The 14,680-nt window shown below is 69.4% G+C and carries 12 protein-coding genes and 1 pseudogene; 11 read left to right on the top strand and 2 right to left on the bottom strand.

Annotation, left to right across the window (positions count from 1 at the left end; all coding sequences use genetic code 11):
• Positions 1-42: 42 nt before the first annotated feature.
• A complete protein-coding gene (locus G406_RS53410; protein WP_084216906.1) occupies positions 43-1,587 on the bottom strand; it encodes a DUF349 domain-containing protein in 1,545 nt (514 codons plus the stop codon).
• Between the two features lie 267 nt (positions 1,588-1,854).
• Here G406_RS53410 and miaA point away from each other — a divergent pair, with 267 nt between their 5' ends.
• The 4 genes from miaA (at position 1,855) to G406_RS0143410 (ending at position 6,388) form a co-directional block, all read left to right on the top strand.
• Positions 1,855-2,781, top strand: coding sequence for a tRNA (adenosine(37)-N6)-dimethylallyltransferase MiaA (miaA, locus tag G406_RS0143395; protein WP_245607445.1), 927 nt, complete (start codon positions 1,855-1,857; stop codon positions 2,779-2,781).
• 127 nt (positions 2,782-2,908) lie between these two features.
• The gene (dapF, locus tag G406_RS0143400; protein ID WP_084216910.1) at positions 2,909-3,766 is read left to right on the top strand and encodes a diaminopimelate epimerase; all 858 of its coding nucleotides are present in this window, start codon (positions 2,909-2,911) and stop codon (positions 3,764-3,766) included.
• A gap of 70 nt (positions 3,767-3,836) precedes the next feature.
• Positions 3,837-5,321 (top strand): GTPase HflX, encoded by a 1,485-nt coding sequence (hflX, locus tag G406_RS53415; RefSeq protein ID WP_037081442.1) that lies wholly within the window; start codon positions 3,837-3,839, stop codon positions 5,319-5,321.
• Positions 5,322-5,338: 17 nt separating this feature from the next.
• The gene (locus tag G406_RS0143410; protein WP_028938750.1) at positions 5,339-6,388 is read left to right on the top strand and encodes an esterase-like activity of phytase family protein; all 1,050 of its coding nucleotides are present in this window, start codon (positions 5,339-5,341) and stop codon (positions 6,386-6,388) included.
• Between the two features lie 157 nt (positions 6,389-6,545).
• Here the strand turns inward: G406_RS0143410 and lexA are convergent, their stop codons facing one another.
• The gene (gene lexA, locus G406_RS0143415; protein ID WP_028938751.1) at positions 6,546-7,322 is read right to left on the bottom strand and encodes a transcriptional repressor LexA; all 777 of its coding nucleotides are present in this window, start codon (positions 7,320-7,322) and stop codon (positions 6,546-6,548) included.
• Positions 7,323-7,697: 375 nt separating this feature from the next.
• On the opposite strand from lexA, the gene G406_RS55130 reads away from it, so the two are divergent.
• The 7 genes and pseudogenes from G406_RS55130 to G406_RS0143450 form a co-directional block, all read left to right on the top strand.
• Entirely contained in the window at positions 7,698-8,240 is a 543-nt protein-coding gene (locus G406_RS55130) for a LysM peptidoglycan-binding domain-containing protein (protein WP_051343463.1), read from the top strand.
• Positions 8,241-8,358: 118 nt separating this feature from the next.
• Positions 8,359-8,811 (top strand): transcriptional regulator NrdR, encoded by a 453-nt coding sequence (gene nrdR / locus G406_RS0143425; protein ID WP_028938752.1) that lies wholly within the window; start codon positions 8,359-8,361, stop codon positions 8,809-8,811.
• A gap of 59 nt (positions 8,812-8,870) precedes the next feature.
• Complete coding sequence (locus G406_RS0143430; RefSeq protein ID WP_028938753.1) at positions 8,871-11,714, top strand: vitamin B12-dependent ribonucleotide reductase; 2,844 nt, start codon at positions 8,871-8,873, stop codon at positions 11,712-11,714.
• A 679-nt stretch (positions 11,715-12,393) separates the two neighbouring features.
• The gene (locus G406_RS0143435; protein ID WP_028938754.1) at positions 12,394-12,624 is read left to right on the top strand and encodes a DUF2188 domain-containing protein; all 231 of its coding nucleotides are present in this window, start codon (positions 12,394-12,396) and stop codon (positions 12,622-12,624) included.
• A gap of 208 nt (positions 12,625-12,832) precedes the next feature.
• The gene (locus tag G406_RS55135; RefSeq protein ID WP_156935475.1) at positions 12,833-13,231 is read left to right on the top strand and encodes a hypothetical protein; all 399 of its coding nucleotides are present in this window, start codon (positions 12,833-12,835) and stop codon (positions 13,229-13,231) included.
• A 62-nt stretch (positions 13,232-13,293) separates the two neighbouring features.
• On the top strand, positions 13,294-14,151 hold the full coding sequence (locus G406_RS57685) for a hypothetical protein (RefSeq protein ID WP_156935476.1): 858 nt from the start codon (positions 13,294-13,296) through the stop codon (positions 14,149-14,151).
• 302 nt (positions 14,152-14,453) lie between these two features.
• Positions 14,454-14,680: pseudogene (locus G406_RS0143450) on the top strand (IS256 family transposase); the annotation flags it as partial.

Consider the following 14,680-nt stretch of genomic DNA (forward strand, 5'->3'; position numbering starts at 1 on the left):
CACGAAGATGTGCGAAGTGCGGCCGGCCGCGCGAGGCTGTGATCAGCGCTGGATGGCCTTCTCGGCGGTGGCCAGCCACTCCCGCCACTGCTCTGCCTGGCCCTCGGCCCGTTCCGCGCGCCGGGCGTCGCCGGCCGCGCGTGCCTTCGCGGCCTGGGCCTCGAACTGCTCGACCCGCTCGCGGAACTGGGCGACCCGCGCGTCGGCCTCCGGGTCGGACCGGTGCCAACGGCGGTCCAGCTCCTCGCGGATGCGGTCCTCGACGGCGCGCATCCGGTCCTCCAGCTCCCGGATCCGTTCCCGGGGCACCTTGCCCGCTTCTTCCCAGCGCTCGTGGATCGAACGCAGCGCCGCGCGGGCGTTGTCGGCGTTGCTCGTGTCGATGTGCTCGGCCTCGACCAGGAGCTTCTCCTTCAGCTCCGCGTTGGCGGCGAACTCCGCGTCGCGCTCGGCGAACACCGCGGATCGGCGGCTGAAGAACTCCTCCTGAGCGGCCCGGAACCGCTGCCAGAGCGTGTCGTCGGCATCCTTCTGCGCGCGACCGGCCGCCTTCCAGTCCGCCATGAGCTGCTTGTAGCGCGCGGCGGTCGGGCCCCAGTCGGTCGAGCCGGACAGCGACTCGGCCTCGACGACCAGCTCCTCCTTGCGGGACCGGGCCGAGGCCCGCTGGCGGTCGAGGTCCGCGAAGTGCGACCCGCGCCTACGGTTGAACCCGTCCCTGGCCCGGGAGAACCGCTTCCACAGCTGTTCGTCGGTCTTGCGGTCGATGCCCTTGATCGCGCGCCACTCGTCGAGGATCGCCTTGAACCGGTCGCCCGCGTGTTTCCACTGGGTGGTTTCCTCGGCGAGCTGCTCGGCCTCGGCCGCGAGTTCCTCCTTGCGGGCGATCGCCTGTGCCCGGGAGGCCTCCCGGGCACTGCGGACTCCGTCGACCGCCTCCTTGGCGCGTTCGATCAACGAGTCGAGGTGCGCGGTGAGCCCCGCGACGTCCCCGATCACGGCGGCGTCGGCGAGGCTCTCACGCAGCTGGCGCACGCTGTTCAACGCATGCTTGGGGTCGCCGCCGCCGGTCGTGAGACGGGTGGCGAGCAGCTCCGCCTCGGTCAGCAGGTCGTCGAAGCGCCTGGCGAAGTGCGCGAGGCCCTCGTCCGGCGCGCCCGCCTGCCAGCTGCCGACCTCCCGCTCACCGTCCGGGGTGCGCAGGTACACGGTTCCGTCCGCGTCCACCCGGCCCCATCGGGACGGATCGCCGCACGCCGGGGGAACCGGGTGCACGATCGCCGGGGCACTCGGTGCGGGCGCCGGTGTGTCGGCCGCGCTCGTCGATGCGGGAGGACCCGGCACGCTCGGCGCCGGAACCGGACGGACGGACCCGCGCTGCGCCGGCGGCAGTGGCTTGGCGAGTGCCGCGGGACTGGGCACCGCCGAAGGGCGCGCGGGACGCTCGGCGTTCTCGGCGCGGGGAGCCGGCGCGACCGGCGTCTCGGCACGGCTGATGCTCTGATCCGATCCTTCGGGTGTCGTCTCCTCCTGGCGCACGTCGGCGCCCGTGAGATGTGTTCCCGTCGTCTCCTGATGCCCCACCATCAGCCTCCCAACTCCGGCCCGCCGCATCGCGGTGGGCGCTCCGCATGACACGGAGCCTTGACGTATGGCCGCCCGATCCTCGTGTGGCCCGTCCGCGATTGAAACAGTTCCTCGGTCCGACGGGAACTGAATCCACCGCATCCACACACTCAGCGGCAGCATCGGCGAGACGAATCGTAGTGGTTTCGCCGCCCGGAGCGGACTACTCCGATGGGGGCCGGGCCTGGTACCGACGCGGATCCGCGCGGCCGGATACGCTGGACGGTCGTGCCGGATAACTCACCCCAGGACCGACCGAGGCTGATCGCGGTGCTCGGACCGACCGCGACGGGAAAATCGGATCTCGGTGTCGAACTGGCCAGGCACCTCGGGGGAGAGGTGCTCAACGCCGATGCGATGCAGCTGTACCGGGGCATGGACATCGGCACCGCGAAGCTCACCCTCGACGAGCGCAAAGGCGTGCCCCACCACCTGCTGGACGTGCTGGATGTGACCGAGACGGCGTCGGTGGCGGAGTTCCAGCGCGACGCCCGAGCCGTCATCGAGCGGCTGCTGGACCTCGGCCGGGTGCCGGTGCTGGTCGGGGGCTCCGCGCTGTACCTGCGCGCGGTACTCGACGAGCTGGCCTTCCCCGGGACCGACGCCGAGGTCCGTGCGCGGCTGGAGTCCGAGCTGGAGTCCGAGGGTGCCGCGGCGATGCACGGGCGGCTGGCGGTGCTCGACCCGGCCGCGGCGGCGGCGGTCCTGCCCAGCAACACCCGGCGGATCGTCCGGGCGCTGGAAGTGATCGAGATCACCGGCGAGCCGTTCAGTGCGGCGCTGCCCGAACTGGGTGAGCCGAGGTACGGCGCGGTCCTGCTCGGCCTCGAACTGCCCACCGACGCGCTGGACGCGAGGATCGCGCTGCGGGTCAGCCGGATGTTCGACGCCGGTCTCGTCGAGGAGGTCACGGCGTTGGCCGAGCGGGGACTGCGGGAGGGCCGCACCGCCTCACGAGCGGTGGGCTATCAGCAGACGCTGGAAGCGCTGGACGGTGTGCTCACCGTGGAACAGGCCGCCGAGGACACCGTCCGGGCCACCAGAAGGCTCGTGCGCAGGCAACGCTCCTGGTTCCGTCGCGACCCGCGCATCCACTGGATCGACGGGGCGGACGACCCGCTCGGCGCCGCGCTGAGGCTGCTGCACGATGCCTAGCGTGACCACCGCACCCGTGAGTGGCGAGTGGTCCCCTGGGACCACTCGCCACTCACGGCCTTTGACCTGCACCGACGGCGCCGTGAGGTGCGCGTCCCTCGCCGGTCACCCTGAGTAGGCTGGTGGGGTGGCTGATTCGGACGCGGGTATTCCGTTCCTCAAGGGACACGGGACCGAGAACGACTTCGTGCTGCTCCCCGACCCGGACGGTGCCCTGGAACTGACCGAGGCGCGGGTTCGGGTGCTGTGCGACCGCCGCGCCGGCCTCGGCGCGGACGGCGTGCTGCGGATCGTGCGCAGTGCGTCCCTTGGTGAACCGATCGGTACGACCGCGGCGGCCGAGGGCGCCGAATGGTTCATGGACTACCGCAACGCGGACGGCTCGGTCGCCGAGATGTGCGGCAACGGGGTCCGGGTCTTCGCCGGGTACCTCGCTGAGACGGGCCTGGTCGCGGGGACCGAGTTCGCGGTGGGCACGCGCGCCGGGATCAGGCCGGTGACACTGTCCGCCGACGGTCAGGTCACGGTGGGTATGGGTGCGGTCCGGCTCGGCGGGACCAGTAGCGTCGACCTGAACGGCACCCGGTACGACGGGGTCGTCGTCGACGTCGGCAACCCCCACCTGGCCTGTGTCACCGACGTCGACCTGGACACACTGGACCTGTGCCGCGCGCCGGACCACGACCCCGCGACGTTCCCGCACGGGGTCAACGTCGAGTTCGTCAACCCGCCGAGGGACGGGGTCGCGCGCATGCGGGTCTACGAGCGCGGCGTGGGGGAGACACGTTCCTGCGGTACCGGGACGGTCGCCGCCGCTGCCGCCGTCCTGCGGTCGCAGGGCCGCTCGGAGGGCTCGCTGGTCGTGGCGATTCCCGGCGGCCGGGTGCGGGTGGACTGCCACGACGGCCAGGCGACACTCACCGGCCCCTCGGTGTTGCTCGCGGCCGGTGAGCTGCGGGCGGACTGGTGGCGGTCGCTCTCCTGAGCCGCCGCGCGGGGCGGGAAAACTTCTCCGCCCACAAATCGGATGCGAGACGTGGGACCATGGCTGGTATATGAATCAACCGCCTGTGTATGTAGAACCGTCCTCCGGTGAGCTGGAGCTCGAGGAGCGCTCGTCGTTGCGGCGGGTCGCCGGACTCTCGACGGAGCTCGCCGACGTCACCGAGGTCGAGTACCGCCAGCTGCGGCTCGAGCGGGTCGTGCTGGTCGGTGTGTGGACCGAGGGTTCGGCCGAACAGGCCAACGCCTCGTTGACCGAGCTGGCCCGCCTCGCCGAGACCGCGGGGTCGACGGTGCTCGACGGCCTCGTGCAGCGCCGCCAGCGGCCCGACCCGGCGACGTTCGTCGGCAGCGGCAAGGTCGCCGAGCTGCGCGACACCGTCCTCGCCAGCGGCGCGGACACGGTGATCTGCGACGGCGAACTCTCGCCCGGCCAGCTGCGCCAGCTGGAGGAGAAACTCAAGGTCAAGGTCGTCGACCGGACCGCGCTGATCCTGGACATCTTCGCCCAGCACGCCCGTTCCAAGGAGGGCAAGGCCCAGGTCGAGCTGGCCCAGCTGTCCTACCTGCTGCCCCGCCTGCGTGGTTGGGGTGAGGCGCTGTCCCGCCAGGTCGGTGGTCGTGCCGCCGGCGGTGTCGGCATCGGCGGCCGTGGCCCCGGTGAGACGAAGATCGAGCTCGACCGGCGACGCATTCACCGCCGGATGGCGAAGCTGCGCCGGGAGATCGCCGCGATGCGCACGGTGCGCGACACCAAACGCGGGTCCCGCCGCCGCAACGAGGTGCCGGGTGTGGCGATCGCCGGGTACACCAACGCCGGCAAGTCGAGCCTGCTCAACGCCATCACCGGCGCCGGAGTGCTGGTCGAGGACGCGCTGTTCGCCACCCTGGACCCGACCACCCGGCGCAACCGCACCGAGGACGGCCGCGCCTACACCCTGACCGACACGGTCGGGTTCGTCAGGCACCTGCCGCACCAGCTCGTCGAGGCGTTCCGCTCGACACTGGAGGAGGTCGCCCAGGCCGACCTGCTCGTGCATGTCGTCGACGGGGCCGACCCGATGCCCGAGGGGCAGATCAAGGCGGTCCGCGAGGTGCTCGCCGAGATCGGGGAGCAGCACGGCGGCGCGATGCCCGCCGAGCTACTGGTGATCAACAAGGTGGACGCGGCGGACGACCTGCAGCTCGCGCGGCTGCGGCACCTGCTGCCGGACGCGGTCTTCGTGTCCGCGCACAGCGGTGTCGGGATCGATCGGCTGCGCGACGAGATCGCGGCGCGGCTACCCCGGCCGAGTACCGAGCTGGAGGTGCTCCTTCCCTACACCGAGGGTGCTCTCGCGGCGCGGCTGCACGAGCAGGGCCAGGTCCTCGCCGAAGAGCACCGGGCGCAGGGCACCTGGTTGCGCGTCCGGGTGAGTGAGGACCTCGTCGCACTGGTGCACGACTTCGTCGTGTCGGGCGGGCCCGGGCCGGATTCGGCGGACGTCGATGCGGCGGGGGACGTCGTCACCGAACTGCCGCGCGGCGCCGCGCGCTGACCTTGCTCCGGAGTGCCGTGCTGGTCGCGGCGCTGGCAGCGGCAGGTATGGCGGTCGGTGCCGCGACCGCCATCGCGGCGCCGGGTCCCACGGTGCTGTGTTCGGTCACCGACCCGAGGTTGGCCGAGCTGTCCGGCCTGGCCACCGACGGCGGCGACCGTCGATGGGCGATCGTGGACAGCGGCCCCCGGGTGCGGGTCTACGAGCTCGCCGGTGACTGTTCGGTCCGCCGGGTGCTGACCGGCTCGGTGGATCCGCTCGACGTGGAGGACCTCGCCAGGTCGGCCGACGGCACGTTCTGGCTTGCCGACACCGGCGACAACAATCGCGACCGGGCGACCGTGGCGATGATCGAGCTGACCGCGGCGGGCACCGCCAGGTTGCACCGGATGCGCTACCCGGACGGTCCGCACGACGCGGAGGCGGTCCTGATGGAGAAGCCGGGGCTGCCCTTGATCGTCACCAAGGAGCCGTTCGGCCCGGCGGGAATCTATCGGCCGGACCGGTCGCTGTCCGCTCCCGGCGGTGGCGCGGCCACAAGGCCCGCGGCACCGGTCGACCTGCTCAAGGTGGGAGAGGTGGTCCTGCCACGGTCCGAGACCGTCGGCGGTCCCGTCGGGGGAGTCGGTACCCGCACGATCACCGGCGGGGCGACGACGGCGGACGGAAAGCTCGCGGCGCTGCGGACCTATACCGACGCGTGGCTGTTCGCCGCGTCGGACGGTGACCTGCTCGCTGCCCTCGGACGGACACCGACGCAGGTACCGCTACCCGGAGAGCCGCAGGGCGAGGCGATCGCGTTCACCGGGCGGGGCACGCTGCTGTCCGGTTCGGAATCGAGGGACGGCGTCACCGGGCGGCTCCGGACGGTCGCCGTCCCCGCCGGCTCGACCGTGGACGGCGACAGTGACACCTCGGCCGGGAACACACCCCGCTCGGCCGAAGGGCCGAGCAGGGTCCTGCACAGGGCCGCGCTGTTCAGCGGTGTCGCCGTGGTGCTCACGGTGGGCGTGCTGGCGGCGCGAGCGATGGTCTCGCGCCGTCGCTCCGGCTCGAGGCGACGCTGAGCCGGTCCGTCTGACCTCGCAGAGCGTCGTGTTGTGTCGCAGACGCCGCGGTGTCTGCGACGCGGCATGACGCTCTGCGGAGTCGGGCGCAGCTGCGACGCGACACTGAAGTGATCAATGAGGCCCGTGTGCGGCGCCTTGCTCCGTGAAGTCGAGGTCAGAGCCTGCGCAGTACCGCGACCACCCTGCCGAGCACCGTCGCCTCGTCACCCGGAATCGGCTCGTAGGCCGGGTTGCTCGGCATCAGCCAGATGTGCCCGTCCCGGCGCTTGAACGTCTTTACGGTCGCCTCGCCGTCGATCATCGCCGCGACGATGTCACCGTTCTCGGCGACCGACTGCTGCCGGACCACGACCCAGTCGCCGTCGGTGATCGCCGCGTCGGTCATCGAGTCGCCGCTGACGGTGAGCAGGAACAGAGTGCCCTCGCCGACGATCTCCCTCGGCAACGGGAACACGTCCTCGATGGCCTGCTCGGCCAGGATCGGCCCACCGGCCGCGATCCGGCCCACGACCGGGACGAACGCGGGGGAGGGGCGCAGCGCGCGCAGCTCCTCGGCGACCTCCGGGTTCTCCGTGCTCACCCCCGTGGCGGTGAGCGAGGACTCGCCACCCATCTCCTCGGGCCCGCGCACGTCGACGGCGCGGGTGCGGTTCGGATCGCGCCGCAGGTACCCCTTCCGTTCGAGCGCCCGCAGCTGATGGTGCACCGACGACGTCGAGGTCAACCCCACCGCGTCGCCGATCTCCCGAACGCTCGGGGGGTACCCGAAGCGCTCCACCCAGTCGCGGATGACCTCGAGCACCTTCCGCTGTCTGGGAGTCAGCGCCGTGGGCTCCGTACCCGGTGGGTCCGGGAAGGTGTGCACCTGCGCTCCCTCACTCTTCGCCGGGGCGAGCTCGCCCGAGCCGTCCTCCGTGGATCCCCGCGCCATCGTCGCCGACCTCCTCACTAGTCCGGTAGGCGGTCGTTCCCCGAGGGGGGCGACCGCGCGATCCGCGCCCACCGGTCTCCGGCCGCGCTGATCGGAAGACCGGGTACCACCCGGTACGAGGTCTTCCGTCCGCCTTGCCGCTGACCGAATGGAACACGAATCCCGTCGCCCGCGAACCCACAGGACACGACCCAACCGGGTAACACTCGTTGATCCGTTCGTGGTGAACCGTAGACCGATGGGCCGACAAGTCCAAACACATGTTCGAAAGACACGCCCTCGGGTTCTGCGTTTTTGTCGGTGCCTGGTGGTACACAGGTCGCACGCGCGTTCGATCGAACGGGTGTGCGATCAGGATAACGCTGGGGAGGCGTGATGGGCGCGATCGATTCGGTGGCGGTTGGCCGGTCCGAGCGAGAGGGTGTTCGTCGGGCTCCGGCCCGGAAGGTCGCCGTGGCTCCGGTGCCGACCGGCCCCGGACGTACGGCGCATCCGCCTCGGCGCACGCCCTCGGCCCGCATCGTCGTGCCCTCCTGCTCGTCCACCACGCGGCGGGCCGCTGTCCGTTCCGGTGCGCGTCCGGTCCCGGTCCGCCCGGTCCGGCGTCCCGCGCCCAGGGTGGTGCTCGACTCCCGGATCCGGCTGCGGCGGGCCGTGGCGTCGGTGGTGTTGCTCGCCGTCGGGATGGCGGTGGTCGTCGCCGCGCTCGGCCTGCTGTCCGACGCGGTCGCCTCCGCGCGGGTGCCGGACACGACGGGTGTGGTGCAGGTGCACGGCGCGGAGTCGCTCTGGCAGGTCGCACGCCGTGTTGCCCCGTCCGCCGATCCGGCCGCTGTCGCCGCCCGGATCGTGGAGCTGAACCACCTGAATTCACCCTCGGTGCAGGCCGGGCAGCGGCTGGTCAGTCCCATCGGGTGACATTCGTCAAAACCACCCCATCTGGGGTTGATCGACTTTGTTTACCCCCACATCTTGTGGTTACATAGCTGTAGTTCGGCCGCCGGCCGGGCAGATGTGTGGGGGAGGAACAGCACAGGTGCGCTGCCCGTTCTGTCAACACGCGGACTCCCGGGTCATCGACTCCCGGGACGTCGACGAGGGTAAGGCCACCCGGCGACGCCGGTCCTGCCCGGAGTGTGGGCGCCGGTTCACCACGGTGGAAGAAGCCGTGCTGGCCGTCGTCAAGCGCAGCGGGGTCACCGAGCCGTTCTTACGCGACAAGGTGGTGCGCGGAGTTCGGCGGGCGTGCCAAGGGCGGGACGTCGGCGAGGATGCGTTGCAGCACCTCGCCCACCGGGTGGAGGAGACGATCCGGGCGAGCGGCGCCGCCGAGGTGCCCAGCAACGAGGTGGGGCTGGCGATCCTCGGCCCGCTGCGTGAGCTCGACGAGGTCGCCTACCTGCGGTTCGCCAGCGTCTATCGGTCCTTCTCGAGTATCGAGGATTTCGAGAAGGAGATCGCCGACCTGCGTAAACCGGCACCCGGTTAGGCCCCCGGCCGCCAGCAGCCACGTCACCAGAGGGATTTGCCAGAGAGGGACGAGTACGCATGACCGACGCCGTGGAACAACAGGACAGCCGGAGCGCGAAGCCGGTGGTGGGGAACGTGGGGGGCAGCGGCAAAGGTCGCAAGCGGTCCGGCGGGCTCAAGATCGACCGGGTGCACACGACACCCGGTGTGCACCCCTACGACGAGGTCGAGTGGGAGCGCCGCGATGTCGTGATGACGAACTGGCGCGACGGCACGATCAACTTCGAGCAGCGCGGCGTGGAGTTCCCGTCGTCCTGGTCGGTCAACGCGACGAACATCGTCACCAGCAAGTACTTCCGGGGTGCCGCCGGCTCCCCGCAGCGTGAGCACAGCCTGCGTCAGCTCATCGACCGGGTGGTCTCCAGCTACGTCAAGGCGGGCGTCGAGCACAGCTACTTCGCCTCCGACACCGACGCCGAGGTGTTCGAGCACGAGCTCACCTGGATGCTGCTGCACCAGGTCTTCAGCTTCAACTCGCCCGTCTGGTTCAACGTCGGCACCTCGTCGCCGCAGCAGGTCTCGGCGTGTTTCATCCTGTCGGTCGACGACACGATGGAGTCGATCCTCAACTGGTACCGCGAGGAGGGCCTGATCTTCAAGGGCGGCTCCGGCGCGGGCCTCAACCTGTCCCGCATCCGCTCCTCGAAGGAGCTGCTGTCCTCCGGTGGCACCGCGTCGGGCCCGGTCTCGTTCATGCGCGGCGCCGATGCGAGCGCCGGCACCATCAAGTCCGGTGGCGCCACCCGGCGCGCGGCCAAGATGGTCGTCCTCGACGTCGACCACCCGGACATCGAGGAGTTCGTGCAGACCAAGCTGCGCGAGGAGGAGAAGATCCGGGTCCTGCGCGACGCCGGCTTCGACATGGACCTCGGCGGCTCGGACATCGCGTCGGTCCAGTACCAGAACGCGAACAACTCGGTGCGGGTCTCCGACGAGTTCATGCGCTCGGTGGAGAGCGACACCGAGTTCGGCCTGCGGGCCCGGCTGACCGGCGACGTGATCGAGACGGTCAAGGCTCGTTCGCTGTTCCGGGGCATCTCCGAGGCCGCGTGGGCGTGTGCCGACCCGGGTCTGCAGTACGACGACACGATCAACGACTGGCACACCTGCCCGGAGTCCGGTCGCATCACCGCGTCCAACCCGTGCAGCGAGTACCTGCACCTGGACAACTCGAGCTGCAACCTGGCCTCGCTGAACCTGATGAAGTTCCTCGAGCCGGACGGCGGGTTCGACGCCGCGCGGTTCGCCAAGGCCGTCGAGCTGGTCATCACCGCGATGGACATCTCGATCTGCTTCGCGGACTTCCCGACCGACCCGATCGGTGAGACCACCCGGGCGTTCCGCCAGCTCGGCATCGGCTACGCGAACCTGGGTGCGCTGCTGATGGCGACCGGCCACGCGTACGACTCGGAAGGCGGCCGCGCGCTGGCCGCGTCGATCACCTCGCTGATGACCGGCACGGCGTACCGGCGCTCGGCCGAGCTCGCCGGCGCGGTGGGCGCCTACGACGGCTACGCCCGCAACGCACAGGCCCACCAGCGGGTCATGCGCAAGCACGCCGCCGCGAACGACGACATCCGCACCCTCGACCACATCGACGCGAGCGTGCACAAGCTGGCGACGAAGGCCTGGCAGCAGTGCCTCAAGGTCGGCGAGAAGAACGGCTGGCGCAACGCGCAGGCCAGCGTTCTCGCCCCGACCGGCACGATCGGCCTGATGATGGACTGCGACACCACCGGTATCGAGCCGGACCTGGCGCTCGTCAAGTTCAAGAAGCTGGTCGGCGGCGGGTCGATGCAGATCGTGAACCAGACCGTGCCGCGTGCGCTCACCTCGCTGGGCTACCAGCAGGAGCAGATGGAGGCCATCGTCGAGTTCATCGGCGAGCACGGCCACGTCGTGGACGCCCCGAGCCTGCGCCCGGAACACTACGAGGTGTTCGACTGCGCGATGGGTGAGCGGTCCATCCCGGCGATGGGCCACGTGCGGATGATGGCGGCAGTACAGCCGTTCATCAGCGGTGCGATCTCGAAGACGGTGAACATGCCGGAGGCGGCCTCGATCGAGGACGTCGAGGAGATCTACCTGCAGGGCTGGAAGCTGGGTCTCAAGGCGCTGGCGATCTACCGGGACAACTGCAAGGTCGGCCAGCCCCTGACCAACGCCCGGTCGAAGCCCGCCGAGGCGGAGAAGCAGGTCATCATCGAGAACCGTCCGGTGCGCCGGCGGCTGCCGAAGAAGCGTCCGAGCCAGACGGTGTCCTTCACCGTCGGCGGCGCCGAGGGCTACCTGCACGCCGGTTCCTACCCGGACGACGGCCTCGGCGAGATCTTCATCAAGCTCGGCAAGCAGGGCTCCACGCTCGCCGGTGTGATGGACGCGTTCTCCATGTCGATCTCGGTGGGCCTGCAGTACGGCATCCCGCTGGAGTTCTACGTCTCGAAGTTCTGCAACCAGCGCTTCGAGCCGGCCGGCATGACCGACGACCCGGACATCCGGATCGCCACGAGCGTCCTGGACTACCTGTTCCGCCGTCTCGCGCTCGACCACCTGCCCTACGAGAAGCGGTCCCAGCTGGGCATCTTCTCGGCCGACGAGCGCACCGCGCAGGTGGCGGAGACCTACGGCGACAGCGGTGACGTCGACCTCGACACGCTGCGCACCACGGTCGACGCGACACCGGCCACCCCGGCCGGGGTGAGCAAGGCGCCGGTCGAGGTGGGCAGCTCGACCGAGCTGCTGGAGCTGCAGCAGGGCAAGCTCGCCGACGCCCCGCTGTGCCTGACCTGCGGTACGAAGATGCGCCCGGCCGGCTCCTGCTACGTGTGCGAGGGCTGCGGCTCGACCTCCGGCTGCAGCTGAAAACGAGCGATATTGCATCAGGTGCAACAAGTGCCGCCGCGCCACCGGCGGATGTGCGAGGAGAGGGGGAGGGAGTCAGGCTCCCTATGGTTTCCTCCCCCTCACCGCACGGGGAATCGCGTGAGCGATGTTGCACCAGCTGCGAAGGAATGCCGGTTCAGAGGCTGGCATGACAACTCAATAGATGCGGATTCGACAGTCCGCACCGATGACCTGCGGGTGCTCATCCCGCTCAGGCCTGGCGTCGCCCGGTCTCCCAGGAGGAGCCGGGCGACTCTGGGAAGGATCTATGCCAAGAAAGGAGGAAAGCTCACCATGGCGAAGACAAACAAGCGCCAGACCAGCGCGAAGGCCGCTACGGCGGCGTCGAAAGTGCTGAAGGGCAAGGCGTCCGCAGCGGCTAAGACGGCTGCGGGCAGCGCGCTAGCGCAGACGCGTCCGAGCGCGAAGAGGAAGTAGCTGGGCCCGGTACGGGAGTGCTGATATCACTCCCGTCCCGGGACCCGCACGGTAAACGACTTCGGCGGAGTACGCGCAGTGGGGCAAAGGCAATCTGACCCCGATCGTGTGTCACTCCCGTCGGTTTCGGCCTTGCGGGTTTCCGGCTCGGCCGTACAGGTCGGCCGGGCCACGGGACGTGTGCGTCGCCATTGGCGACGCACAGGAAAGGGAGGCCTTCATGGCCGCAGGCGATATCCACACGGTCCATCGCGATGGCCGTTGGTATAACGAGGTTGAAGGCGGTCAGCGTGCCAGCAACAGCGCGCCGACCAAGGTAGAGGCTCAGGCTACGGGGCGCGACATGGCGATCGATCGTGGTGTGGAGCACGTCATCCACAACCTCGACGGTGAGATCGGCGAGCGGAATACCTACCCGCGTAGTCGGGATCCGCGCGCGTCGAGGGGTTAGCTCAGCTCCCCAGCGGACCTCAAGACTCGGCCGGGCAGGGTATGTCCGGCCGAGTCGGGGGTCGCTGACAGTGACTGCATCGATGTTGTGTTAGACGCAACGTCGTGGATCATGTTTTGGCGTTGCCTGGGGCGGCGTCTTCGGTGTTGGTTGCGGGGGTTCGGCATCTCGATCCGGCGCCGGCGGTGTTCGAGGCGATGCTGGATGGTTGATCGTGTCAGCAGCGGTCTCGCTTCTTGCGGGCGGGCGGGACGATCAAGCCGCGGGTCAAGATCGTGCGCCGTTTCGTCCGGTTCTCGAATCAGTACCCGTGGCAGTGGACCCCGGTGAGTTCGAGGCGTTCATGGGCTCGACGTCGGTGGCCGTCTCGACCGCCCGGAACTACCGGAACTCGTTGCGGTTGTTCTGTGACTACATCACTGATGCCCGCTACGGCTGGCCGGCCGAGTGTTTGCAGCGATTCGGGGTGGCCCCGCAGCAGGTGCTGCACGAGTGGAACTCCGTGGTCCACAGCGCGGAGTATGAAGGGCGCTGGTCACCGACCTTCCCGGCAAACAGATCCGCTGGATCGCGCGCAGCCAGACAGCGCACCTCCTCCGAGAGCTAGCCACCATCCATGGACCCATCACCCACGACCACCTCGACGCCCTTCCCCAGAGCCGTCACGAGGTGTTCCTGCGTCAACTGCTCGTGCAGGCCGGCGTCGTTCCGCCGCGAGACGATGACCTCGAACGGATCCCGCCCTGGCTGGACACCCTGCTCGCCGACGAGCCTGAACACAGAGCACGGCCGATCCGGCCGTTCGCCCACTGGTTCGTCCTCCGACGAGCCCGCCGCCTCGCCGCCCGCCGACGCCATCCGAGTGAGGTTGGCAGGGAACTCCGAAAGCAAATCCGGGTCGCGCCCGAATTCCTCACCTGGCTTGACGCGCAGGGTCTCGATCTTTCTACGGCCAGCCAGACCGACCTAGAACGCTGGCTTTCGTGCGGCAACACCCGGTCCTACGACGTCCGCTACCTCGTGGCATGGGCCCGCTCTCGACAGCTGATCTCAAACCTATGGGTTCCTTCCCGAGCTCGACCCCAGCCCGAGCATCTACTCGACGAGCAACGCCGCTGGCAACTGCTAGAGCGCTGCTTCGATGACACCTCGATTGCGCTGGATACCCGAGCTGCCGCAGCCCTGATCCTGCTCTTCGGGTTATCGATCACCCGGGTCCGGCATCTGACCACTGATAACCTGCAACAAGAAGACGACGACACCTACCTCAAGATCAGCGCTCGCCCCCTGCTACTGCCGCCGAAACTCGGCCGCATGCTCACCGACCTCGCCGGCGGAGAGCATCAGCGTTCGCGCTACAAGCAACGACCCGACCTCCAGAAATGGCTCTTTCCGGGACTCGTGCCTGCAAAGCCCCTCAGCGCTGACGGCTTGCAATGCGAACTCAGAGAATTGGACTGCTCGCCCGCCCAGCCCGGAACGCTGCCCTCGTCGCTCTTGCCGCTGACTTACCTTCAGCCGCCTTAGCCGACTTCGTCGGGGTGCACCACGCCACCGCCGCCCGTTGGGCACAACTCGCTGCGCGTGACTGGCGTGCCTTCGTCGCCACCAGGCGAGGGAATACCGCCGCTCAGGAATAAGTGCCCTGCACCAGTACCCCACAGCGTTCGTCCGCTCCCACACCGGCGGTCACCATCGAGTTCCCCGATGGTGACCGCCGGTGTGTCCGGCCACTTCGCAGAGCGTCGTGTCGTGTGGGACTGTTCCAAGATCGGTGTTTCCGGCCCGACACGCCGGGCTGAGGTCCGGCGGGATGGGCACTGTGAGTGATGACATCGGACCTTGTGAGTCCAGGCAAGCGTGACGAGAAGCCGGCGCGGTTGTCGCCGGAGCAGGCCGCCGCGGCGGCGATGGTGGCCGAGGCCAAGGCACGGGGATTGGCGTTGACTGGCCCGGACGGTCTGCTGAAACTGTTCACTAAGAACGTGCTGGAAGCGGCGCTTGACGAGGAAATGACCGAGCATCTCGGGCACAAGAAAAATCAGGCGGAGCCGGA

The sequence above is a fragment of the Actinospineispora spinosispora DSM 44797 genome, assembly GCF_000429025.1.
Classification (GTDB): Bacteria; Actinomycetota; Actinomycetes; order Mycobacteriales; family Pseudonocardiaceae; genus Pseudonocardia; species Pseudonocardia spinosispora.

Bases quoted from the DNA above. Each gene is read 5' to 3' on its own strand.
- G406_RS53410 (WP_084216906.1), bottom strand. From the start codon at position 1,587: ATGGTGGGGCATCAGGAGACGACGGGAACACATCTCACGGGCGCCGAC.
- hflX (WP_037081442.1), top strand. From the start codon at position 3,837: ATGAATCAACCGCCTGTGTATGTAGAACCGTCCTCCGGTGAGCTGGAG.
- lexA (WP_028938751.1), bottom strand. From the start codon at position 7,322: ATGGCGCGGGGATCCACGGAGGACGGCTCGGGCGAGCTCGCCCCGGCG.
- G406_RS55130 (WP_051343463.1), top strand. From the start codon at position 7,698: ATGGGCGCGATCGATTCGGTGGCGGTTGGCCGGTCCGAGCGAGAGGGT.
- G406_RS0143430 (WP_028938753.1), top strand. From the start codon at position 8,871: ATGACCGACGCCGTGGAACAACAGGACAGCCGGAGCGCGAAGCCGGTG.
- G406_RS0143435 (WP_028938754.1), top strand. From the start codon at position 12,394: ATGGCCGCAGGCGATATCCACACGGTCCATCGCGATGGCCGTTGGTAT.